The organism is Mesorhizobium sp. M4A.F.Ca.ET.022.05.2.1, from assembly GCF_003998845.1.
In the GTDB taxonomy this organism is placed as follows: domain Bacteria; phylum Pseudomonadota; class Alphaproteobacteria; order Rhizobiales; family Rhizobiaceae; genus Mesorhizobium.
This window is the reverse complement of the sequence record NZ_RZOJ01000017.1, coordinates 12457-34632: the sequence shown is the minus strand read 5'-3', so window position 1 is coordinate 34632 and position 22176 is coordinate 12457. Positions and strand designations below refer to the sequence as shown.

The following is a 22176-nucleotide window of genomic DNA, read 5'->3' as shown; positions in this document are numbered from 1 at the left end:
CCTTGAGCACGACATCGGCCTTCGAGGCATCGGCGGCCTTGCCGATCGCGGCGCCCGCCTTGGCGAATTCCTCGTCGGGGATGCGCGAGCCGGTGCCCGCGCCTTTTTCGACCACCACCTCGAAGCCGAGGCCGGCCAGCCGCTTCACCGTGTCCGGCGAGGCAGCAACGCGCTGCTCGTTCGCGTCAAGCTCACGAGGGATGAAAACCGTCTGCCCCACCGCATGATCCTTTCGGCTGGAACCTGTCTGCGCGGGACGCCGGCCGGGGCCTCCGGCGACGTCCGAGGCAAAGGGTTTGGAAAGTCTACCGGAGAATGAAGAAGCCGGCGGCCAGGATCACGGCCCAGAGGATGACCGCCGAGAAGAAGCCGCCCACGAAGAAGCCGAAAGCCATCGAAATCATCACGGCGAGGCAAAAGAGCGAACCGTATTTGGCCAGCGCCAGGAAGCCCGCATAGGTGCGGTCATGCTCGGCATAGTCCATCTTCGCGCCCAGTTCGACAGGACCGGTCGGCGTGTGATCAGCCATAGGAATACCCCTTCGAAGACATCTTGGAGGCACATAGCGAAAAGCTGGACGCAGAGCAATGGCGCTATTGCCGCATCGCCCGGCACAACAGCCTCAAAGGAAAGTTGAAGGCGGCGGCTTGGCAGGCCCGTCAGCCGGCGAGATGCGGGAACAATCCGAGCAGGCCGGCGATGATCAGATAGAGCGCGACGATGTAGTTCAGCAGCCTGGGCATGACCAGGATCAGCACGCCGGCGATCAGCGAGATCAACGGGGTCAGCGTAAGCGCGGAAATGGTCATGTCGGGGTCCTTTCCAAAAGTGGTGATCGCCGCTCCAGGCGATACAATCTGCAGGCGGTGCCTGTCGCTCCTTACAACGCGGGCGCGCCCGGAAGGCTCCGGCCGACGCATGTCGTCCAACAAAATGTCGCGGCTTCGGTACGGCAACAGCCGAGAAAAAGCTGCGAGGCTCAGGCCGCTTCGAAGTATTTGGCGGTGGGCAGGATGGTCAGCGGCGCCAACTCGCCCCGCTTGGGGCGCTGGAAAAGCATGCGCTGTTCGAACGTCGTGGAATTGAAGAACGGGAAGCGGTCCAGCGTCGCCTGCATGTTGTCGGAGCACTTCGACTGGAACAGATGCACGGGGACGGTAAGTCCCGGATAGTTCCGCGGAGGCACCGCCTGCTCGGATCGGAAGATGCGATGATAGAAGGCGGAATGCTCTTCCTTGATGGCCGTCAGGCAAAAGGTCGGCTTGAAATGGCTGCAGGCAACGACCGCAAGCCTCAGCGTCACATAGGGCAGCACGCGCAGGCTGCTCGACCACTCGAGATCGGCGGCGAACCGGCTCGGATCGACGAAGGTTTCGCCGGCCGCCAGGCGCCGGGCCAGCACATCGCCGAACACGTCGGTGCTGGGGGAGACAGGATACTTCGCGTTGGCGTAGTGAATTCTGATGGTGCTGACGAGTGCGCCATCGAAGAACACGCCAAAGCGATAGGAATTCGGAAGATCGTCGAACCTGTCCTTCACCATGCGGGAAGCATCGGACTTCACCATGCCTGCATGAAGGTAGGAATTGTACCGAAGCCGATAGATCGCCTCAAGGTCTTCGGCACCGTCGCAAAGGCGATATTCGATGTGATCCAGAACTTCCATGATGTGATCTGAAAACACCGAGGGACGATGCTGACCCCTGGCTTTAGACGCCGCCAGGGGCGTACCCACTAACTGAGCTTCCACTTTTTTTGCCCTCGTGCCACCGCAAAAGGACAATAGCGAACAGGTGAAGGAACCAGAAGCGAAATTCCGAGCTTTTTCGTTTACTCTAAATTAACGTTAACAAATGGTTAAACCCCAAGGGCGGGCAAACGGGGTTTTTTGACGGATATTCAGGTGGCGGCGAGCTTCGCGGCGGGCCGCAATTCGGCGGCGAAAGGCCAGGTCACGTTGGACATGGTCTCAATGCCCGACGCGCTCAGCGCGGCGCCGAAGAGGAAGCCCTGGACCAGGTCAGGCTTCACCGAGTGCAGCAGGATCTTGAGCTGCTCGAAGGTCTCTACGCCTTCGACCGTGACGGTAAGGCCGAGGATCCGGGTCAGGTCGACGACCCCCTTCAAGAGGTCGAGCGAACGCGGGTTCTGGGTGACGTCCATCAGGAACGAACGGTCGATCTTGATCTTGTCGAGCGGCAGCTTGTGGAGATAACTCAGGCTGGAATAGCCGGTGCCGAAATCGTCGAGCGCGATGCGTACGCCGAGTTGCTTCAGCTCCTCGATGTACTGGCGCGTCAGCGACTTGTCGTCGAGCAGCGCGGTCTCGGTGACCTCGATCTCGAGGCGGCCGGCCGCGAGCCCGGATGCGGCCAGCGCATCGCGGACCTTCTGGATGACGTCGTGGTTACGGAAATCCTTGGCGGAGAGGTTGACCGAGACGCTGGTCTGGTCCGGCCATTTGGCGCATTCGGCGCAGGCCGCTTGCAGCACGAAGGTGCTGATCTCGGAGATGATGCCCATCTCCTCGGCCAGCGGGATGAAGATGCTGGGCGAAATCGGCCCGAGATCGGGATGGTCCCAGCGGCACAGGGCCTCGCAGCTGGCGATGCGCATAGTGCTCATCGATACGATCGGCTGATAGACCACGCGCAACCCCTTGCTTTCCACGGCGCTGCGCAGGTCCGCCTTCATCAGCTGGCGGTTACGGAAGGCGGCGTCCATCGATGCTTCGAACAGCCGCCAGTTGTTCTTGCCGAGCTCCTTGGCCTTGTAGAGCGCCAGGTCGGCCTTGACGATCATGGCGTCGACGTCGGTGTCCTCGACCTTGGACAGCACCGCGCCGGCGCTGGCCTGGATGCGCAGCCCATGACCGGCGACGTCGACCTCGCCCTGCAGGTCGGCGAAGATCAGGTCGAGTAGGCCGCTCAGGTGGCTTTCGTCCTCTATGCGGTCGAAGAAGATCATGAATTCGTCACCGCCGAAACGGCTTACGGTGATGCCTTGCCCGGCGATGGCCGCCAGACGTTCCGCGACGGCATAGATCAGGCCGTCGCCGACGGGATGGCCGAGTGTGTCGTTGACGCTCTTGAAATCGTCGAGGTCGACCACCGCCAGGCCGCACAGGCGATCCCGGTCGCCGGAGGCCATCAGTTCCCCGACCAGCTCGTGGAAATAGGCGCGGTTAGGCAGGCCAGTAAGGTTGTCGTAGCGCGCCATGAAGCGGATCTTCTCCTCCGCCTCGACACGCGCGGTGACGTCCTCGAAGGTGATGACGCCAAGGTCCTGGCTGCCCTCGCGCGCCGAGAATTCGAAGTGCTGGCCATTGGAGAACGACACCAGAACCTTGCGGTCGCGTCCCTCGCGCAGCGCGCGCGTCAGCTGTGCCTCGACATAGCGGCAGTCCTTCGGCGCCAGCATGCCGCCGGCAACGCCGCGCATGAGCAGCGAATGGATCGAACGCCCGAGCAGTTGGTCCGGCGATTTGAGCGACATCAGATGGGCGGCTTCGGCGTTGCCAACCACCACCTTGCCGTCGGGGCCAAGCATGACCAGGCCATGCGACATGGTGTTGAGGGCCCGGTTGAAGCGCTGCGCCAGCTGCCGCGCCTGCTTGTGTCCGACGACGGCCGAGAACAGCACGTTGCGGACGTGGTCGGCGCTGCCCTTGATGATGAACATGAAGGGGATGATTAGCAGCCCGAGCACGACATAGGGGATGTCGACCCTGAGGATGAGGGCTGCGGCGATCGGTCCGACGAAGGTCACCGCGAAGATCATGACCATGCGCGGCGAGCCGTAGTTCCGGCCAACGACTGTCACCAGCGAGCCGAGCGTTATGGCAAGCGCTCCGATCTCGGCATAGGAATCCGAGTAGACGTAGATGGAAATGAAGCAAAAGAGCCCCAGCAGCAGCCCCTGCAGGCTGCCTTTCAGTATATATTCGCGCTCCCACCGCGTCGCATCCGCGGCGTCGCGGATCTCGCCGCCCGAGCGATGGAAGCGCCGCAGGCTGAAGTAACGCCAAACGCCGATACCAAGCAGCGCCGCGGCAAGGATGAGAAAAACCGACTGGCCGTTGCGCCAGTAGACCATGAGGCTGACGATGGCGTGGCAGCTCGCGCCGATGACCAGCATGTGCGCGTTGTCGAACAACGAGCGCACAAACTGGATATAAACATCCACGGGGATGTTATCGGTTTTTGTTCTGCCCATTACTGGCGCCCATTGAGCCCCAGCCTTGCCATAGTCCCATTAAAAAACCTTTAGCCTGGGCTGAAACGCCTGATTTTCGGGCGCTTCTCGGGTCATTCGGCGGCCTGGAGTTCGGGCCTTTCCGTCGCTTTCACAAGGCGTTCTACCAGTCTCGAACGCTCGCCGGCGGCCTTTTCGGCGCTGGCCTGCCGGACATGGCCGTAGCCGCGGATCAGTGCCGGCACCGAGGCAAGCGCTGCGGCCGCCTCGATCCCGCCAGGCGAAAGTGCTGACGCGATCAACTCCAGATCGGCTTCGTATTGCGCCAGAAGCTGCCGCTCCCTGCGCCGCTCGGCGGTAAGGCTGAAGAGGTCGAAAGCCGTGCCGCGCAGGCCTTTCAGCGCCGAGAGCAAGCGCAACCCTTTCAGCATCCACGGCCCGAAGCTCGACTTTTTCGGTTTGCCGTCATTGCCGCGCCGGCCGAGGATCGGCGGCGCCAGATGGAATTCCAATTTCTCGTAGCTCTGGAACTGCTTGGACAGCTCGGCCGCGAAGGAACCATCGGTATAGAGGCGCGCCACCTCGTATTCGTCCTTGATCGCCATCAGCTTGAACAGGTTGCGGGCGGCAGCTTCGGTCACCACCGTCGAGCCCGGCACCGCCTTGGCCTCCGCAGAGCGCAGCGTGGCGAGCCTCTCGGCATAGCGCTTGCCGTAGGCTGCGTTCTGGTAGCCGGTCAGGAAAATGACACGACGGGCGATGATCTCGTCCAGCGTCTCGGCGGGCCCGATGGCCGCCTTGCCCGGCTGGCTAACGAGGCCGCGCACGAAATCCGGCTGATGCGCGGCGCGACGGCCCCAGCGAAACGCGGCGACGTTCATAGCAACCGCCTCGCCATTCAGCTCAATAGCCTTCTCGACCGCCTCGGCCGACAGCGGCAGCCCGCCATGCTGGAAGGCGAAGCCGAGCATGAACATGTTGGCGCCGAGCGAATTGCCGAACAATTGGGTGGCGGTCCGGGTGGCATCGAAGAAATGCGCCTTGCCGTCGCCGGCAGCAGTGCGGATCGCCTTTTTCAGCCGCTCGACGGGCAGCGAGAAATCGGCCGAACGGGTGAATTCGCCGGGCATGATCTCGGCGGTGTTGGCAAGGAAGATGGTGTGGTTCTCGCGCACTGCCGCCAGCACCTTCTGCGCGCCGGATACGACGAGGTCGCAGCCGAGCACCAGGTCGGATTTGCCGGCCGAAACGCGGATGGCGTGGATTTCGTCCGGCGTGCGCGCGATGCGCACATGGGTGAACACCGAGCCGCCCTTCTGGGCAAGGCCGGCCATGTCGATCATGCCGCAGCCCTTGCCTTCGAGATGCGCCGCCATGCCGAGCACCGCGCCGATGGTGACGACGCCGGTGCCGCCGACGCCGTCGATGATCCCGGCCCAGCCTTGCGCGCCGAGCGAAAACTCGGCCGGTGCGGGCACGCCGTCGAGCGGGTCGGTCCTGCCGGCGATGCCTTCGGCCTTCCTGATCTTGGCGCCGTGCACGGTAACGAAGGACGGGCAGAAGCCGTTGACGCAGGAAAAATCCTTGTTGCAGCTCGACTGGTCGATACGGCGCTTGCGGCCGAATTCGGTCTCGACCGGCTGGATCGACACGCAGTTGGATTGCACCCCGCAATCGCCGCAGCCCTCGCAGACCAGCTCGTTGATGAAGACGCGCTTGTCCGGATCGGGAAAGCTGCCGCGCTTGCGCCGGCGGCGCTTCTCGGCGGCACAGGTCTGGTCGTAGAGGAGCACGGAGATGCCGCTGACCCCGCGCAATTCGCGCTGGACGAGGTCGAGGTCGTCGCGGTGATGGATGGTGGCGCCGGCCGGGAAGTCGGCCTTGCCGGCGTATTTGTCCGGCTCGTCGGTGACGATCGCGATGCGCTCGACGCCTTCGGCCCGCACCTGCCTGGCGATCATGTCGACGGTCAATCCGCCTTCATGCGGCTGGCCGCCGGTCATGGCCACGGCATCGTTGTAGAGGATCTTGTAGGTGATGTTGGCGTCGCTCGACAGCGCGAAGCGGATCGCCAGCGCCCCGGAGTGATTGTAGGTGCCGTCACCGAGATTCTGGAAGATATGGTCGCGTTTCGAGAACGGCGCCTGGCCGACCCATTGTGCGCCCTCGCCGCCCATGGCGGTGAAGCCGACCGTGTTGCGGTCCATCCATAGCGCCATGAAATGGCAGCCGATGCCGGCCGCCGCCAGCGATCCGTCCGGTACCTTGGTCGAGGAATTGTGCGGGCAGCCCGAGCAGAAGAAGGGCGTGCGCGAGCCGATGTCGACGGTATCGGCGAGCATGGCCTGGAACTGGCGCAGTTTCGCCACCCGCGCCGCGATCTCCTCCGACGGACCGATGGTGCGCAGGATCCGCTCTCCCAGCGCGATAGCGATCTCGTTCGGGTCGAGCGCGCCCTTGGCCGGGAACAGCCAGTCGCCGCGCTCGTCCTTTTTGCCGACGATGACCGGCTGGCTGGCGGTGCCGTAGAGGTTTTCGCGCAGCTGCACCTCGATCAGCGAGCGCTTCTCCTCGACGACGACGATGGTGTCGAGGCCGCGGGCGAAGTCGGCGACATGCTGCAGGTCGAGCGGCCAGGGGCAGCCGACCTTGAACAGGCGGATGCCGATGCGGTTGGCGGCCGCCTCGTCGATGCCGATATCCTCCAGCGCCTGGCGCACGTCGAGGTAGCTCTTGCCGATGGTGATGACGCCGAGCTTCGGGTTGCGTCCGCCCGAATAGACGATGCGGTTCAGCCCGTTGGCGTGGATGAAGGCGGATGCGGCGTTGCGCTTGTACTCGTGCAGCCGCTCCTCCTGGCCGAGCATGTCGATCTCGTGGCGGATATTGAGGCCGCCGGGCGGCATGTCGAAGGGCGGCACGACGATCTTGAGCCGCTCGAGCGAGGCATCGACGGAAGCGGTCGATTCGATGTTGTCCTTGACGCATTTGATCGCAGCCCAGGTGCCGGCGAAGCGCGACATGGCAAAGCCGTAGAGCCCGTAGTCGATGATCTCCTGCACGCCGGCCGGGTTGAGGATCGGCACCATGGTGTCGACGAACAGGAATTCGGTAGCATGCGCGTTGGTCGACGATTCGGCCATATGGTCGTCGCCCATCAGGGCTAGCACGCCGCCATGCTTCGACGAGCCGGCGAGATTGGCGTGGCGGAACACGTCGCCGGAGCGATCGACCCCCGGCCCCTTGCCGTACCAGACCGAAAAGACGCCGTCATGCGTGCCTTCGCCGAGCAATTCGGCCTGCTGGGTGCCCCAGCAGGCGGTGGCGGCCAGCTCTTCGTTGAGGCCGGGCTGGAAGACGATGTCGGACTGCGCCAGCTGCTTCTTGGCTCTCCACAGCTGCATGTCGAGGCCGCCGAGCGGCGATCCGCGATAGCCGGAGACGAAGCCGGCGGTGTTCAGGCCCGCGCTGCGGTCGCGCTCGCGCTGCATAAGGAGCATGCGGATGACGGCCTGCGCGCCGGAAAGGAAGATGCGCTCCTTGCCAAGGTCGAACTTGTCGTCGAGCGCGACGTCATGCAGCGTCATCAGGCATTTCCTTCGCGGAGGCGCACGGAATCGCGCAGCCTACGTCGGAGTGGGACGCCGCACTCTTTCTCCCCTTGCCGGAGAGGTCAAACGAAATCGCAGGTGCCAGACGACGCGCAACAGACAGTCCAATCGGCGGCCGTTGACGCATGCGACGGCACTAAGGGCGGTTCAGCCGGGCACGAAAATTCCAGCGACCTGAACGTCAGGTAGCCTTCGAGCAGTCGGGCTTCGGCTCGTCCGGCAGCTTGCCGTCGACATGACCGACCATGTCCTTGTTGAGCTCGTAGACCGGGCCGACCACCAACGGGCGGTCGGGCAGCACCGACTGATCCATCGACGAGGTCAGCGTCGTCTCGAAGCTTTGCAGCAGCGTGCCATTGGCGTCCTCGATGCGGATCGAGATTGAGTAGGGCTTGTCCTTGACCACGCAGGTGAGTGGCGGGCTGGTCAGCGTTATATGCGGCAGCTTTGGCCAGATCTTCTGGTTGACGATGATCGGATCGCCCCCGGCCGGGTTCTGGAAGCTGACCACCGCGACCTGGCCTTCTCCCATCGGCCGGAGCGGATTGAGGGTGACGACATAGGTGGCGATGCCCAGCCGGTAATTGAACTCGAACAGCTTGCCGGAAATGGCGAACAGCTGCTCCTTGCCGGAATCACGGCAGGCGCCAAGCGCCGCCACCGCCAGCAGCGCGGCGCCGAGAACCATCGAGCGCGAATTTTTCCTAAGCATTCGTAGCCTCCCTGGCCGCCGTGCGGCGGCGGTAATAGCGGTTTGCCTTCTGCCGGTTGCCGCACACTGCCATGTCGCACCAGAGGCGGCTGGAATTGCGGCTGCGGTCGACGAACAGCCAGCTGCAGTTGGGACATATCCTGAGCCTCGCCACCGTATCGCCGCGCAGCAGCGACAGCGCCGAGACGGCCAGCGCTGCCTCGAAGGCGATCGCCGTCGCCGGATCGCCGAACGGCCGGCCCGGCCCGCCGATTTCGGTACGGCCCTCCGCCAGGCCGTCGGCGCAGGCTGCCAGGAAACCGGGCAGGTCGCTGGTGGCGATAGTGCCCTTGGCCACGGCGTTGCGGAACAGGCGGTCGGTCGTCTCGCGGATCGACAGCACCACCGGCGCGATCGCCGCCGGTGCCGGCGCCTCCAGCCTTCGGCCGCCAAGCTCGCTGGCGCGGAAACCGCTCGCCGCCTCGGCGAAGCGCGCGATCTCCGCCGGATTGTCGAAACGGTCGAAGGTCTTTTCCGGGTCGTTGCGCAGCACGACGGTGTTCGCGGTGTCGAGCGCCAGAATGCCGCCGGTGAAGCGGTGCGGGGTCCAGGATACCGTCATGCCAGAAATCTAACCGATAAATCGCGTTTGACAAGTTAGATTCCGAATGCAACCTTCCGCACAGGTCGCGACTTGCCGCGGCCTGTGTTTCGAGCATGCCGCCGACCCAAAACCGCCAAGCACATTTGGGCGACATGCTCCGAGGTTTGTGCATGCTCTATTTCTTCCAGCAGATTCTGAATGGGCTGCATTCGGGCGCGCTCTATGCGCTTCTCGCCTTCGGCTATGTGCTGACCAACGGCATCCTGCACCGCACCAACCTGGCCTATGGCGCCGTGTTCGCCTTTTGCGGCCACGCCATGATCCTGACCGCCGCCTTCGGCTATCAGGCGCTGTGGCTGACGCTCTACGCCGCCGTCGCGCTCGGCGTGCTGGCGGCCTTCCTCTACGCGGCGCTGATCAGCCATGTCCTGTCGCGCAGCGTCTTCGAACCGCTGGCCGACCGTTCGCCCAACGCCATAGTGGTGACGACGCTGGGCATATTGCTGTTCCTGTCAGAGGCCAGCCGCATCGCCGCCGACACCCACGATCTCTGGCTGCCGCCGATGCTGGCCGTGCCGGTGATCTTCGCCGAGCACGACGGCTTCAAGGCGACGCTGACGCTGATCCAATTGCTCGACTGCGCCGCCGTGCTGGCGGCCATCATCCTTGCTGCCTGGGCCTTTGCCCGCTCGAGCTTCGGCCGGCGCTGGCGCGCCGTCTCCGACGACCCCAAGGCGGCGGCGATGTGCGGCGTCGACGTGCGCGCGGTGTTTCGCCACGCAGTGCTGTTCGGCGGCTTCTGCGCCGCGCTCGCCGGTGTGCTTGCCGGCATCTACTACGGCAACATCAGCTTCGGGACCGGCCTGGTCTACGGCTTGAAGGTCCTGTTTGTGACGGCGGTCGGCGGCTACCTCTCGCCGCCGCGCGCCGCCCTTGGCGCCGCCGCCTTCGGCATGGCCGAATCGCTGTGGGCCGGCTATTTCCCGCTCGAATGGCGCGATGCCTGGATGTATCTGTTCCTCGTCGCCATGCTGGTGCTGATCGGTGCCGGCCGCGATCAGCAGAAGATCGCCTGACCCTATCAGACTTTGGTTGCATTGTTCCCCGTTTGCCAGCGGATTATCGGCGTCCCCGCCTCACAACCGTGTTGACCGCGTCACTGCCGTGTTGACCCGCCGTGCCACGCACGGCATACCGTTGGGCCACTGCGGCGCGACGGAAAATTAGGGGAGCCGGCGCGCCTCCGACATTTTGAATTACGCATCTTGCTTTCCGAAAATCGACACTGATTTTCGGGCCGATGCGTGGAGGGAGGAATGCATGGCAGGGCTGCTCGCTCTATCCAGAACGATCGACCGTGTGAATGAGTTCATCGGCAGATGGGTGTCGTGGCTGATCCTGCTGGCGATCCTGGTCAGCGCCGGCAACGCCGTCATTCGCAAGGTGTTCGATATCTCATCCAATGCCTGGCTGGAACTGCAATGGTACCTGTTCGGCGCCGCCTTCATGCTGGCCGCCGCCTACACGCTCAAGCAGAACGACCATATTCGCATCGACATCGTCTACGGCATGTTCTCGCGCCGCGTGCAGCACTGGATCGACCTGCTCGGCCACACTCTGTTCCTGATGCCGTTCGTCACCCTGATGGTGATCTATTTCGTGCCCTATGTGTCGCTGTCCTTCCGTAGCGGCGAAATGTCGACCAATGCCGGCGGCCTGATCGTCTGGCCGGCCAAGGCGATCCTGCTTGTCGGCTTCTTCCTGCTGGCGCTGCAGGGCATCTCCGAGATCATCAAGAAGATCGCCATCATGCGCGGCGACATGGACGATCCCAATCCCTTCATATCGGCGCATGAGCAGGCCGAGCTGGAGGCAAAAGCACTCGCCGAAGAAGCCAAGGCGCTCGCCGGCGAGGTGCGCCCATGATCGAGTTCATCGCCCAGAACATGGCGCCGATCATGTTCGCCTCGCTGATCATCTTCCTTTTGATCGGCTACCCCGTCGCCTTCTCGCTCGCCGCCAACGGCCTTTTGTTCTTCTCTATCGGCGTCCTGCTGTCGCCCTATTCGGGCGGCTCGATAAACCTGGCCTGGCCCCTGCTGCATGCGCTGCCCGACAATTTCTACGGCAGCCGGGTGATGTCGAACGACACGCTGCTGGCGATCCCGTTCTTTACCTTCATGGGCATCGTGCTGGAGCGATCCGGCATGGCCGAGGACCTGCTCGACACGATCGGCCAGCTGTTCGGGCCGATCCGCGGCGGCCTTGCCTATGCCGTCATCTTCGTCGGCGCGCTGCTTGCGGCGACCACCGGTGTCGTGGCGGCGTCCGTCATCGCCATGGGCCTGATCTCGCTGCCGATCATGCTGCGCTACGGCTATGACCGCCGTGTGGCGTCGGGCGTCATCGCGGCGTCGGGCACGCTCGCCCAGATCATCCCGCCCTCGCTGGTGCTGATCGTGCTCGCCGACCAGCTCGGCCGCTCCGTCGGCGACATGTATGCCGGCGCGCTGATCCCCGGCCTCGTGCTCACCGGCATCTACATGCTCTACATCCTGATCATGTCGATCGTCCGGCCGAAATCGATGCCGGCCCTGCCGCTCGAAGCCCGCACCCTCGGCCATGGCGTGGTGTCGCTGATCGTGGCGCTGGCGGTTGCGGTCGCTGTGTCCTACGCCGCCTATCGCTATCTGGCGCCGGCGCACGGCGACAATGCCGACATTCTCGGCGCCTGCGTCGGCGTAGTCCTGATCTATGTCGTGGCGATTGCCGACAAGGGCCTGGACATCAACATGATGTCCCGGCTGGCGCAGCAGGTAATCATCGTGCTGATCCCGCCGCTGGCGCTGATCTTCCTGGTGCTCGGCACCATCTTCCTCGGCATCGCCACCCCGACCGAGGGCGGCGCCATGGGCTCCGTCGGCGCATTGATCATGGCGGCGGCAAAGGGGCGGCTGTCGCTGGATGTGATCAAGCAGGCGCTGACCGCGACGACCAGGCTGTCCTCCTTCGTGCTGTTCATCCTGATCGGCGCGCGCGTCTTCTCGCTGACCTTCTACGGCGTCAACGGCCACCTCTGGGTCGAGCATCTGCTCACCTCGCTGCCGGGCGGCGAGGTCGGCTTCCTGATCGGCGTCAACGCGCTGGTCTTCGTGCTGGCCTTCTTCCTTGATTTCTTCGAGCTCGCCTTCATCATCGTGCCGCTGCTCGCGCCCGCCGCCGACAAGCTCGGCATCGACCTGATCTGGTTCGGCGTGCTGCTCGGCGTCAACATGCAGACTTCCTTCATGCATCCGCCCTTCGGCTTCGCGCTGTTCTACCTGCGCTCGGTCGCCGCCCGCGTGCCCTATCTCGACCGCATCACCGGCAAGCAGATCGCGCCGGTCACCACCGGCCAGATCTATTGGGGCGCGGTGCCCTTTGTCGGCATCCAGGTGATCATGATCGGGCTCACCATCGCTTTCCCGCAAATGGTGATGCACTACAAGGGCGCCGTGGTCGATCCCGGCACCATCGAGCTCAAGGTGCCGGAACTGCCGGGCCTGTCGCCGCTCGGCACGCCGCCGGCGGATGGCGGCACGGCTCCGGCCAGTGGCGGCGCGGCACCGGCAGCGCCGGCCACCGACCTGTCCCAGCCACCGAGCTTCGGCGACCCGCCGCCCGCCAAGCCGGCGGCGCCGTCGCCTGACTTGTCGCAGCCGCCGAACTTCAATTGATGTGGGAGGCTCGACAGTTGTGAAAGCGGTTCGCCTCGAGGCCGTCGGCAGTATCGCGCTGCGCGAGGTCGACAAGCCGTCCGCCGGTCCGGACGATCTGCTGGTTCGGATCGAGGCCTGCGGCGTCTGCGGCACCGATCGTCATCTCTTCCATGGTGAGTTTCCCTGCAAGCCGCCGGTGACGCCCGGGCATGAGTTTTCGGGCATCATCGAGGCGATCGGGTCGTCGGTGACCGGCTTCTCCGTCGGCGACCGCGTCACCGGCGACCCCAACATCGCCTGCGGCCGATGCCCATATTGCCATGCCGGGCGGGTCAACCTTTGCCGCAATCTCAATGCCATCGGCATCCATCGCGACGGCGGCTTCGCCGACTATGTCGTGATGCCGCAGAAGCAGGCCTTCCGGCTGCCGGCGAGCCTCAAGCCGACGCATGGCGCATTCTGCGAGCCGTTGGCGTGCTGCCTGCATGGCGTCGACCTCGCCGCGATCAAGCCGGGCGGCTCGGTCGTCGTGCTGGGTGGCGGCGTCATCGGCCTGCTCACCGTGCAATTGGCAAGGCTTGCCGGGGCGAAGACCGTCGTGCTGTCGACACGCCAGGCCTCGCGCCGCGCGCTCGCCGAGGAGCTCGGCGCGACGGCCTCAGTCGATTCAGGCGCCGGCGACGTAATCGATGCAATTGCCGGACCGGACGGGCTGGTGCCGGGCGGCGTCGACGTGGTGTTCGAATGCGCCGGCGTGCGCGATACGGTCGAACAGTCGATGCGGCTGGCGAAGGCCGGCGGCACCGTCGTCATCGTCGGCGTGGTGCCGCAAGGCATGCAGGTGGCGTTCGAGCCCTTCGACTTGCTGTTTCGGGAATTGAAGGTCCTGGGCTCTTTCCTCAATCCCTACACTCATGGCCGCGCCGCCGAGCTCATCGCCACCGGCGCGATCGAGGTCGACAGGCTGATCTCGAGACAGGTGACGCTCGAAGAGGCGCCCGCGGTGATCGCCAACCCGCCCGCGCCCGGCGAGGTCAAGGTGCTGGTGGTGCCAGGCCGAGGCTGAAGCGCAGCCCTTCAGCTTGCAACGTTGGCAATTGGCGAAACCGTCGATCGCAGCGCCCCCGTCCCTATACGGGGAGAGGTTGCCGGCAGTGAGGGGCGGCGCCAATGCCCAGATAGACAAGGCACGAGATTGGGTCTTCAGCCTGCCACTTAAGCCCGAGGCGATTCATTCGCCGAAGCCGGCGCTGCCTCATCCCCTTGCCGGGACCTTCTCCCCGTATAAGTGACGGGGAGAAGGGGCCAATCACTTCCTACAGCTTGCCCTGGCGCTGCTGGACCATCATGAAGGTGTCGTAATTGTACTCGGCCACCTGGGCCCAGAGATAGTGCTCCTTGCGGAAACCCTTGATCGACTCCCAGATCTTCTTGAACGGCGCGTTCGAGGCTTCCATCTCGGCATAGACCTCGTTGGCCTTCTCGAAGCAGGCCGCCATGATCTCCTGGCTGAACGGTTGCAACTTGGCGCCGCTGGCCACCAGCCGCTTCACCGCCGCCGGATTGAGATAGTCGTATTTCTGCAGCATGTTGGCGTCGGTTGCCTGCGCGGCGGTCCGCACCAGCGATTTGTAGGCTGCCGGCAGCTCTTCGTACTTGGCCTTATTGAACATCAGGTGGACGGTCGGGCCGCCTTCCCACCAGCCGGGATAGTAGTAATAGGGCGCGACCTTGTAGAAGCCGAGCTTCTCGTCGTCATACGGACCGACCCATTCGGCGGCGTCGATGGTGCCTTTCTCCAGCGCCGGATAGATATCGCCGCCGGCGATCTGCTGCGGCACCACGCCGAGCTTGGCCACGACCTTGCCGGCAAAGCCGCCGATGCGCATCTTCAGGCCGGAGAGGTCGGCGACGGTGTTGATCTGCTTGCGGAACCAGCCGCCCATCTGCACGCCGGTATTGCCGCCCGGCAGGCCGAAAAGCCCTTGCGTGGCGAGGAATTCGTTGAACAGGTCGATGCCGCCGCCGTGGTAGTGCCAGGCATTGATGCCGCGCGCGTTGAGCGAGAACGGCACCGCCGCGCCCAGTGCCCAGGTCGGGTCCTTGCCCCAGTAGTAGTATGCCACCGTGTGGCAGGCCTCGACGGTACCGGCGGCGGTGGCGTCAGCCGCCTGCAGGCCGGGCACCAGCTCGCCGGCGGCGAAGACCTGCACCTGGAAGTTGCCGTCGGTCGCTTCTGACAGCATCTTTGAGAACACCTCGGCGCCGCCATAGATCGTGTCGAGCGACTTCGGGAAGGACGACGCAAGCCGCCACGTCACCTTCGGGTTGGACTGGGCGATTGCCGGAGCGGCAAGCGTCGCGGCCGCCGCCGCGGCGCCAACGCCGGTTACGCCGGCCTTGCGGATGAATGAACGACGATCCATGCAGTTCCTCCCTTTTGGATCAACAGGCCGGCATTCGGGAACATCCTCGATATCCCGGCTCGGCCCGGACGAAACAATACACGGGCAACAGGTCGAGTCCAGCGCGGCGGCCGCGCTTAACGGCGGCATTGGCGGGAAATGCGCGCTCTCGGCGCACGACCTGCAACTATAGTCTAACGGCCTGCCGCCTGGCCTATGCGACCTGCCAAAACTTGTCATGGAAAAGCGCCTTGGGATCGCCTATTTTGTAGGCAGAATAGCTCCTTAGCCCTCAACGGAAACCGGATCCAAAATGCAGCAGCCGCTCGTCGCCATCTCGACCGACGTCCGCCAGTTCGACAACTACACCTGGCATGCCGCCCCGCAGCAATATCTTGAAGCCGCGCTTGCCGGCGCCGGCGTGTTCCCGCTGCTGGTGCCGTCCTTCGGCGACCGGCTCGACTTCGACGAGCTGCTCTCGTCGGTCGACGGCGTCATGGTCACCGGCTCGAAGTCCAATGTGCATCCCTCGCTCTACGGTGGTGACGCCAGCGAGCGGAACGGTCCGTATGATCCGGCGCGCGATTCCACTACGCTGCCGCTGATCCGCAAGGCGATCGAGCGCGGCGTGCCGCTGCTTGCCATCTGCCGCGGCATCCAGGAGCTGAATGTCGCGTTGGGCGGCACGCTGGGCACCGAGATCCAGGAGCGTGAGGGGTCGCTCGACCACCGCGCCGCGGTGAGCGACGATCAGAACGAGCGCTTTGCCATCCATCAGACGATTTCGATCAAGCCCGGCAGCTGCCTCGCCGGCGTGTTTGGCGCCGGCGAGATCAAGGTCAACTCGCTGCACCGCCAGGGGATCGATCGGCTGGGCTCGAGGCTGCAGGTCGAGGCCTTGGCCACCGACGGCACGATCGAAGCGGTTTCGGTGAAGGATGCCCGCGCGTTTGCGGTCGGCGTCCAGTGGCATCCCGAATATTGGGTCAAGTCGGACGACAACTCGGCCAGGATCTTCCGCGCTTTCGGCGACGCGGTGCGGCTGCATGCGGCGGCGAAAGCCGGGGTCCGCGCGGCGGCGGAGTAGGCCCGCCGAACCTCAATCGTGGCTCAGCGCCAGAAGCGGCGTGACCGGGGCGTAGGACTCGTAGCCGTCGCCATCGGCCACGCTGAAAGTGACGATCGGATCGATGCCGTTCGCGCTGAAGGCGACCGTGCCGTCAGCCTCTTCGCGCCAGAATTTCGCCCGCTCGATGCCGGGCAGCAGCTTGCGGCAGTTCGGGGCGACGGTCAGCAGCGACAGGCCGTCCGACATATTGGCGCCGCGCCGGACAGCGCAGGCCGCCTCGTCGCCATTGGCGGTCAGCCGGTAGCTGCTGGAGGAAGCTGTTTCACTGGCGATGCTTTCGCCGCTGCCGCCGTGAAAGAGCTGGACGCCACAGGCCACCGCGGCCGCCGCCATCAACGCAGGAATAAGCTTCACCCGATCTCTCCGTGCATTTGAGGCGCGCCGGCGCGCTTCAAACCTTGCCTTCATGGACAAGGCCCGAACCGCGCCGCGGCTTTTGCCTATGCATAACGAAGTATGCAGAATGATTTCAAAAGGGTTAATCGGGCGTTAACAAGTGTGGCGGGCCGGGTCAGCCGCGCGGCCTGACCTGCGCCGTCTCCGGCACCGGCGTCAGCGGCCGGCGCTCGCTGAACCAGGATACGAGATTGTCGACACAGAGATCGGCCATGGCGCGGCGCGTGTGGTGCGAGGCCGAGCCGACATGCGGCAGCAGTGAAGTGTTGGGCGCTACCAGCAACGCCTTGGGCACGTTCGGCTCGTCGGCAAAGACATCGAGGCCGGCGGCGGCGATCGTGCCGCTGGCGAGCGCTGCGGCAAGCGCCGTCTCGTCCACCGTGCTACCCCGGCCGATGTTGACGAAGACGCCGTTTGGGCCGAGCGCCGACAGGATCTCGGCGTTGATCGCCTTCTCCGTGGAAGCGCCGCCCGGTACCACGCAAATCAGCGTATCGACCGCGTCGGCAAGGCCCTTCAGCGTCGGATGGTACTGGTAGGAAAGACCTTCGACGCGGCGCCGGTTGTGATAGGCGACCGACAATCCAAAGGCCTCCAGACGCCGGGCAATGGCCTGCCCAATACGGCCCATGCCGAAAATGCCGACACTTCGGCCGCGCAAGGTCAGCCGGCTCAGCGGGTAGCTGCCTTTCTTCACCCAGTTGCCGTCGCGCAGCCATTTCTCGGCGGCATACAGCTCGCGCACGGTGTTGATCAAAAGGCCGATCGTGGTGTCTGCGACCTCCTCGGTCAGCACGTCCGGCGTGTTTGTGACCATGATGTTTTTCGTCGCCGCATGGCCGGCATCGACAGAATCATAGCCGACGCCGAAAGAGGCGATGAGTTCGAGGTTGGGCAATGCATCCATCATCGCCGCATCGATGCCGGCGAAGGAAGCAATGGCGCGCACCGTACGGCGCATTTCGTCGGTGACCAGCGCCGCATCGGCGCGTTCGATCCTGACCCGTTTGAAGGTGCGGTCGATGCGCTCAACCGCGTGGTCGTTGAAATGCCCCGGCACCAGAACGGCGACGGTCTGCAACTGTTCAGCCTTCGTCATGCACGCTCCACCGGCTTGCCGGTCGACTGGCGCACATGCAGTTCCGGCTTGATCAGTTCCTGCGACGGCCGCACCGTCTGCCCATTGAGCTTGTCGAGCAGCGCGCTGGCGGCACGCCGGCCGACCTCGCGCTGGCCATTCCAGACCGTGGTCAATGCCGGTGTCGCGATTGCCGCCTCCTCCAGATCGTCATAGCCGGTGACCGAGATGTCGACGCCCGGCACCAGGCCGGCGCGCGCGATGCCGTTCATCAGCCCGATGGCGACGAGGTCATTCCAGCAGCAGGCCGCGGTCGGCTTGTCCTTCAGCGCCAAAAACTGTCCGGCGGCCTCGAACCCGGCCTGTTTGGTGCGCGGGCCGGCGATGCGCCAGGACGGCTTGACCTCCAGCCCCGCCGCCTCCATGGCGTTGAGATAACCCTGGTAGCGGTCGCGGCCGGTCGACGTCTGATCGGTGCCGCCGATCATGGCGATGCGCTTGTGGCCGAGCGAGATCAGGTGATTGGTAGCCAGCGCCGTGCCGTAGGCGTCGTCGCCGCGGAAGACCGGCACGTCGGCCCCGGCGACGCTGCGCGCGATCAGCACCGCCGGCAGGCCGTTGTCCTCGGCCATGACGATGTCCTCGGCTGGCGTGCCGATGGCCGGCGACATGATGACGCCGTCGGCGCCGAGCTGCAGCAGCGTGTCGATGAAGGTGCGCTGCTTTTCGAGCTGGTCGTAGTGGTTGGACAGGATGAAGGTCTGCCGGCTGCGGTCGAGTTCGCTCTCGATCGAGCGCAGGATCTCGGCGAAGAACGGGTTCATGATGTCGTGCACGACGACGCCGACAATGCCGGAGCGCGAGGTGCGCAGGCTGGCGGCGCGGCGATTGTAGATATAGCCGATGGCGCGGGCATGTTCCTTGATGCGGTCGCGTGTGCTGCCCGCCACCAGCGGACTGTCGCGCAGCGCCAGCGACACCGTGGCCGTGGACACACCGAGCGCATCTGCGATCGTCGAAAGCTTGATCTTCTGTGCCAGCCCCTTCGCTCCTCGAACCGATTTAAACTGTTTAAAGGCGGCTCTTATGCCATCGATCCGGGGCAAATCAAAGTTTTTTTGCCAGGGCTTCGGCCTCTGCGTCCAGCGTGGCGCTGTTGCGCAGGCGAAGCCGGTGTTCGCGATGGATGATGTAAAGGCCGCTGGCGACGATGATGGCTGCGCCCAGCAGCGTCCAGCGGTCAGGGAACTGGTTGAAGATGACCCAGCCGGAGATGATCATCCACACCATCTGCGAATAGGGGTAGGGGGCGAGCGCCGTGGTGGTCGCCAGGCGATAAGCCTGCACCAGCAGCCAATGGCCGGTGGCGCCGAACACGCCGAGCATCAGGAGGATGAACCAGTGCCACGCGTCATGCGGCAAGGCATGCGACAACGGCAGCGTGGGCAGGAGCAGCACCGCCGGCGCCAGCGCCGAAAACAGGATCAGACTTTCGGAAGTCTCGCTCGCCGACATGCGGCGGGTCATGATGACATAGAAGCTGTTCGACAGCATCGAGCCGAGCGCGAAGAGATGGCCGATGCCGAACACGCCGACGCCGGGCCGCGTGATGATCAGCACGCCGACGAAGCCGGTCAGGATCGCCAGCCAGCGCCGCCAGCCCGCCCATTCGCCAAGCAGCGGACCGGCAAGCGCGGTGATCACCATCGGCCCGAAGAAGTAGATCGATGTCGTCTCGGCCAGTTGCAAGGTTCGCAGCGCGAAGATGTTGCACATGGTCGAGCCGAACAGGAAGGCGCCGCGCAGGATGTGCGCGGGCAGGTTCCTGGCGCGAAAACGCGACGGCGCGCGCCAGCCGCGCAGGAAGACGCCGACAAGCAGCACATGAACGATGAAGCGAGCCCAGGCGACGATCAGCGCCGAGACGCCGGCCAGCACCAGATATTTGCTGCTGGTGTCGAGAAAGGTGAAGCAGACGTACACGCACAGCATCAAAAGCATCGCCGCTGGCGGCGTTGCGCTGTCGTCTTGATTTTTGGGAATGCTCAAAGTCGGGCCGGGGAAAGGTAGACGCCACCCTTTTGCGGCAATCGCCGCTGGCCGGCAAGCCAAAAGCGACTGGCCCAACAAGCGTCCCGGACAGGCTCAGTCGAGGCGCTGCCGTGGACCAGCGCTGCCGGCCTGAATCATGACTGCATGCGGGCGCCCTTGGTGATCTTGTCGACGAGCTTCTTCTCGGCACGGAGCGCGATGCCGACGACCCTGGCGTCTTCGGGCGCGAATTCGGCGAAGGCGGCGCGGTTGGCGGCGTCGTGCCCGGTCGAGAACATCTCCTCGACATAGGCCGATGCCGTCACCCCGCGCTCCAGCGCCCGGCGATGAATCGCGTTCAGCGTCGGCCCGTCCGCCGACAGCACGATGACCGGCTGGATCGACAGCGGGTTGTAGATGTTGCCGGCACGGTCGCGGTAGGGCTCGCCGATGATCTCCGGAAACTGAGCGACGATGCCGCTGGTGAGAAACGCGGTGACATTGAGCTTCTGCCAGACGGCGAGATCGTCCCTGAGCACGATTGCAAATTTCGTATCGAACACCAAGATTCAAGTCTCCGGGAGGCGGCCTATGACAGGCCTGGTTGAAGCTATGGCGCACGATCTAGCCGCAGAGCCTGTGCAGGGTCTTGAACGTTCGTGCTCGGGCGAGGTCGCTCCCGGGGACCGTATCGTGTCGGCGCCGGGCGGCACTGGCATCGAACGCATCGAGGCGCGCTTCCACGGCAACGCCTTCGAACTGCACCGCCACGACACCTACGCCATTGGCGTGACGCTCGATGGCGTCCAGCGCTTCCACTATCGCGGCGCGCTGCGGCACAGCCTGCCCGGCCAGGTGATCGTGCTGCATCCCGACGAACTGCACGATGGCGGCGCCGGCACGGAGGAAGGACTGCGTTATCGCATCCTCTATCTGGAACCGTCGCTGCTCATTGACTGCCTGGATGGTGAGCCGCTGCCTTTCGTCGCGGACGCCGTGGTGAGCGACCCGGCGCTGCGCGGCACGCTGCTGTCGGCGCTGGCGCCGCTGCAGGAAGAGTTGGACGAGCTGTTCGTCGCCGATTTCATCGCGCAGCTGGCGCGGAATCTGGGCCGACATGCCGGACAGCCGGCGAAGCCGATGGGAATGACTGCATGGCGCGCAGCAGCGCTTGCGCGCGACTATCTCGAAGAGAATGCCGGGCGGCCGGTGCGGTCAGGTGAGCTGGAAGCCGTTACCGGCCTCGACCGCTACGCGCTCTCGCGCCATTTCCGCGCCACTTACGCCACCAGCCCGCACCGCTTCCTTGTAATGCGCCGGCTGCAGCGGGCACGACGGATGATCGAGGCTGGCGAGCCGCTGGCCGAAATCGCCGTTGCCGCCGGCTTCAGCGACCAGAGCCATTTCAACCGTCATTTCAAGAAGGCGTTCGGGCTTACGCCCGGGCGTTGGTCGATGCTGGTGCGAAGCGGGACACGCAGCGTCGTCGCTCCACACATCCACGTTGGCATTGTTCCGTAAGCGCGAGCGCAGCGTCGTCGCTCAACCCACCCACGTTGGCATTGTTCCGTAAGCGCGACGCGCAGCGTGATCGCTCAACCGCGAGACGCCCTGTGATAGCTCTCAGGCGCGACGCGCAGCGTCGTGGCCCTTTCCGCTAAGCCGCCGATGCTAGGGCGCTACTTGAAGGGCAACGCTGGCGCACTGCACCGCGACGACGCTTCGCGTCGCGCCTACGCGTCGCTGCGAGACGACGCTGACGCGTCGCTCGTTAATCATCGAGTTCGGCGTCGTCGTCGATGAGCACCAGATCTTCGTTGGAAAGGTTGGCCTCGACCCGGGCGAGCAGCTTGAACAGCGCCTTCTGGTCCTTCTTGTCGAGGCCCTTCAGCGCCTGCTTTTCGGTCTTCTTCACCGACTTCTCGATGGCGCGGATGGTCTCGCGGCCGGTATCGGTGAGGAAGATATGCGCCTGTCGGGCATCGGCGTTGGAGGCGCGCTTTTCGAGAAAACCTTGCGCCTGCAGCCGATTGATGGTCTTGGTGATGGTCGGCGGGCGCACGCCGAGACGGCCGGCGAGGGTGCCCGGCGTCTGGCCGTCCTCGCGGTCGAGCGCCAGCATGATCTGGTCCTGGCCGGCATAGAAACCATGCGCCAAAAGCCGGGCGGCGAGCGCCGTTCGCGCCAGTCGCGCCGCCGAATGCAGCCGGCTCATTGTCGCTGTCTTGTCCGCCTTGGCCATGGTCATCCCTCTTCGGCCGAACCGGTGGCGACAGCATAGAGGCTGCCTGCCGGTTGGCAATCGACGATCAAAAAGAATCCGGCTTGCAGAACAGCT

The 22176-nt window shown here is 64.6% G+C and carries 19 protein-coding genes and 2 pseudogenes; 6 read left to right on the top strand and 15 right to left on the bottom strand.

Annotation, left to right across the window (positions count from 1 at the left end):
• From EN745_RS04085 to EN745_RS04050, 8 genes and pseudogenes are all read right to left on the bottom strand, one after another.
• Positions 1-220: pseudogene (locus tag EN745_RS04085) on the bottom strand (NAD(P)(+) transhydrogenase (Re/Si-specific) subunit alpha); the annotation flags it as partial.
• Positions 221-305: 85 nt separating this feature from the next.
• Entirely contained in the window at positions 306-530 is a 225-nt protein-coding gene (locus EN745_RS04080) for an aa3-type cytochrome c oxidase subunit IV (protein WP_126057003.1), read from the bottom strand.
• A gap of 130 nt (positions 531-660) precedes the next feature.
• Positions 661-810 carry a DUF3096 domain-containing protein gene (locus EN745_RS04075; protein WP_126057002.1) on the bottom strand — a complete coding sequence of 50 codons (150 nt, stop codon included), beginning with the start codon at positions 808-810 and terminating at the stop codon, positions 661-663.
• A 170-nt stretch (positions 811-980) separates the two neighbouring features.
• Positions 981-1667, bottom strand: coding sequence for an acyl-homoserine-lactone synthase (locus tag EN745_RS04070; RefSeq protein WP_245482268.1), 687 nt, complete (start codon positions 1665-1667; stop codon positions 981-983).
• 233 nt (positions 1668-1900) lie between these two features.
• On the bottom strand, positions 1901-4216 hold the full coding sequence (locus EN745_RS04065) for an EAL domain-containing protein (RefSeq protein ID WP_126057001.1): 2316 nt from the start codon (positions 4214-4216) through the stop codon (positions 1901-1903).
• Positions 4217-4308: 92 nt separating this feature from the next.
• Positions 4309-7791: pseudogene (locus tag EN745_RS04060) on the bottom strand (indolepyruvate ferredoxin oxidoreductase family protein); the annotation flags it as partial.
• A 196-nt stretch (positions 7792-7987) separates the two neighbouring features.
• Positions 7988-8518: a hypothetical protein gene (locus EN745_RS04055; RefSeq protein WP_189362948.1), complete on the bottom strand. Its 531-nt coding sequence runs from the start codon at positions 8516-8518 to the stop codon at positions 7988-7990.
• Positions 8511-9119: a CGNR zinc finger domain-containing protein gene (locus EN745_RS04050; protein ID WP_127420588.1), complete on the bottom strand. Its 609-nt coding sequence runs from the start codon at positions 9117-9119 to the stop codon at positions 8511-8513. The genes EN745_RS04055 and EN745_RS04050 overlap by 8 nt, the downstream gene beginning before the upstream one ends.
• 152 nt (positions 9120-9271) lie before the next feature.
• Here EN745_RS04050 and EN745_RS04045 point away from each other — a divergent pair, with 152 nt between their 5' ends.
• The 4 genes from EN745_RS04045 to EN745_RS04030 all read left to right on the top strand — a co-directional run bounded on the left by EN745_RS04045 (position 9272) and on the right by EN745_RS04030 (position 13865).
• Positions 9272-10177, top strand: coding sequence for a branched-chain amino acid ABC transporter permease (locus EN745_RS04045; protein WP_126056998.1), 906 nt, complete (start codon positions 9272-9274; stop codon positions 10175-10177).
• A 244-nt stretch (positions 10178-10421) separates the two neighbouring features.
• A complete protein-coding gene (locus EN745_RS04040; protein WP_127420587.1) occupies positions 10422-11027 on the top strand; it encodes a TRAP transporter small permease subunit in 606 nt (201 codons plus the stop codon).
• On the top strand, positions 11024-12817 hold the full coding sequence (locus EN745_RS04035; protein ID WP_189362947.1) for a TRAP transporter large permease subunit: 1794 nt from the start codon (positions 11024-11026) through the stop codon (positions 12815-12817). Before EN745_RS04040 ends, EN745_RS04035 begins: the two co-directional genes overlap by 4 nt.
• Before the next feature lie 19 nt (positions 12818-12836).
• Complete coding sequence (locus tag EN745_RS04030; RefSeq protein ID WP_127420586.1) at positions 12837-13865, top strand: zinc-dependent alcohol dehydrogenase family protein; 1029 nt, start codon at positions 12837-12839, stop codon at positions 13863-13865.
• Between the two features lie 250 nt (positions 13866-14115).
• Here the strand turns inward: EN745_RS04030 and EN745_RS04025 are convergent, their stop codons facing one another.
• On the bottom strand, positions 14116-15225 hold the full coding sequence (locus EN745_RS04025; protein ID WP_126056994.1) for a TRAP transporter substrate-binding protein: 1110 nt from the start codon (positions 15223-15225) through the stop codon (positions 14116-14118).
• A 292-nt stretch (positions 15226-15517) separates the two neighbouring features.
• Between EN745_RS04025 and EN745_RS04020 the strand changes: the two genes are divergently transcribed.
• Entirely contained in the window at positions 15518-16291 is a 774-nt protein-coding gene (locus EN745_RS04020) for a gamma-glutamyl-gamma-aminobutyrate hydrolase family protein (protein WP_126056993.1), read from the top strand.
• A 12-nt stretch (positions 16292-16303) separates the two neighbouring features.
• Here the strand turns inward: EN745_RS04020 and EN745_RS04015 are convergent, their stop codons facing one another.
• The 5 genes from EN745_RS04015 to EN745_RS03995 form a co-directional block, all read right to left on the bottom strand.
• A complete protein-coding gene (locus tag EN745_RS04015; RefSeq protein WP_189362946.1) occupies positions 16304-16687 on the bottom strand; it encodes a hypothetical protein in 384 nt (127 codons plus the stop codon).
• Between the two features lie 157 nt (positions 16688-16844).
• Complete coding sequence (locus EN745_RS04010) at positions 16845-17828, bottom strand: 2-hydroxyacid dehydrogenase (protein WP_126056992.1); 984 nt, start codon at positions 17826-17828, stop codon at positions 16845-16847.
• Positions 17825-18847, bottom strand: a complete 1023-nt coding sequence (locus tag EN745_RS04005) for a LacI family DNA-binding transcriptional regulator (protein ID WP_127420590.1) — start codon at positions 18845-18847, stop codon at positions 17825-17827. The genes EN745_RS04010 and EN745_RS04005 overlap by 4 nt, the downstream gene beginning before the upstream one ends.
• A 67-nt stretch (positions 18848-18914) precedes the next feature.
• The gene (locus tag EN745_RS04000) at positions 18915-19799 is read right to left on the bottom strand and encodes a DMT family transporter (RefSeq protein WP_189347604.1); all 885 of its coding nucleotides are present in this window, start codon (positions 19797-19799) and stop codon (positions 18915-18917) included.
• A gap of 194 nt (positions 19800-19993) precedes the next feature.
• Complete coding sequence (locus tag EN745_RS03995; protein WP_126056990.1) at positions 19994-20401, bottom strand: DUF2000 family protein; 408 nt, start codon at positions 20399-20401, stop codon at positions 19994-19996.
• A 49-nt stretch (positions 20402-20450) separates the two neighbouring features.
• On the opposite strand from EN745_RS03995, the gene EN745_RS03990 reads away from it, so the two are divergent.
• Positions 20451-21359 carry an AraC family transcriptional regulator gene (locus EN745_RS03990; RefSeq protein WP_126059265.1) on the top strand — a complete coding sequence of 303 codons (909 nt, stop codon included), beginning with the start codon at positions 20451-20453 and terminating at the stop codon, positions 21357-21359.
• A 250-nt stretch (positions 21360-21609) separates the two neighbouring features.
• On the opposite strand, the gene EN745_RS03985 is transcribed toward EN745_RS03990, so the two are convergent.
• The gene (locus EN745_RS03985) at positions 21610-22080 is read right to left on the bottom strand and encodes a MarR family transcriptional regulator (RefSeq protein WP_127420584.1); all 471 of its coding nucleotides are present in this window, start codon (positions 22078-22080) and stop codon (positions 21610-21612) included.
• Positions 22081-22176 lie beyond the last annotated feature (96 nt).

Excerpts from the sequence above, each read along its gene's own strand:
- EN745_RS04010 (WP_126056992.1), bottom strand. The coding sequence starts at position 17,828 with ATGACGAAGGCTGAACAGTTGCAGACCGTCGCCGTTCTGGTGCCGGGG.
- EN745_RS04080 (WP_126057003.1), bottom strand. The coding sequence starts at position 530 with ATGGCTGATCACACGCCGACCGGTCCTGTCGAACTGGGCGCGAAGATG.
- EN745_RS04020 (WP_126056993.1), top strand. The coding sequence starts at position 15,518 with ATGCAGCAGCCGCTCGTCGCCATCTCGACCGACGTCCGCCAGTTCGAC.
- EN745_RS04070 (WP_245482268.1), bottom strand. The coding sequence starts at position 1,667 with ATGGAAGTTCTGGATCACATCGAATATCGCCTTTGCGACGGTGCCGAA.
- EN745_RS04045 (WP_126056998.1), top strand. The coding sequence starts at position 9,272 with ATGCTCTATTTCTTCCAGCAGATTCTGAATGGGCTGCATTCGGGCGCG.
- EN745_RS04040 (WP_127420587.1), top strand. The coding sequence starts at position 10,422 with ATGGCAGGGCTGCTCGCTCTATCCAGAACGATCGACCGTGTGAATGAG.
- EN745_RS04025 (WP_126056994.1), bottom strand. The coding sequence starts at position 15,225 with ATGGATCGTCGTTCATTCATCCGCAAGGCCGGCGTAACCGGCGTTGGC.
- EN745_RS04075 (WP_126057002.1), bottom strand. The coding sequence starts at position 810 with ATGACCATTTCCGCGCTTACGCTGACCCCGTTGATCTCGCTGATCGCC.
- EN745_RS04035 (WP_189362947.1), top strand. The coding sequence starts at position 11,024 with ATGATCGAGTTCATCGCCCAGAACATGGCGCCGATCATGTTCGCCTCG.
- EN745_RS04065 (WP_126057001.1), bottom strand. The coding sequence starts at position 4,216 with ATGGGCAGAACAAAAACCGATAACATCCCCGTGGATGTTTATATCCAG.
- EN745_RS04050 (WP_127420588.1), bottom strand. The coding sequence starts at position 9,119 with ATGACGGTATCCTGGACCCCGCACCGCTTCACCGGCGGCATTCTGGCG.
- EN745_RS04055 (WP_189362948.1), bottom strand. The coding sequence starts at position 8,518 with ATGCTTAGGAAAAATTCGCGCTCGATGGTTCTCGGCGCCGCGCTGCTG.
- EN745_RS03990 (WP_126059265.1), top strand. The coding sequence starts at position 20,451 with ATGGCGCACGATCTAGCCGCAGAGCCTGTGCAGGGTCTTGAACGTTCG.
- EN745_RS04000 (WP_189347604.1), bottom strand. The coding sequence starts at position 19,799 with ATGCTGTGCGTGTACGTCTGCTTCACCTTTCTCGACACCAGCAGCAAA.
- EN745_RS03985 (WP_127420584.1), bottom strand. The coding sequence starts at position 22,080 with ATGGCCAAGGCGGACAAGACAGCGACAATGAGCCGGCTGCATTCGGCG.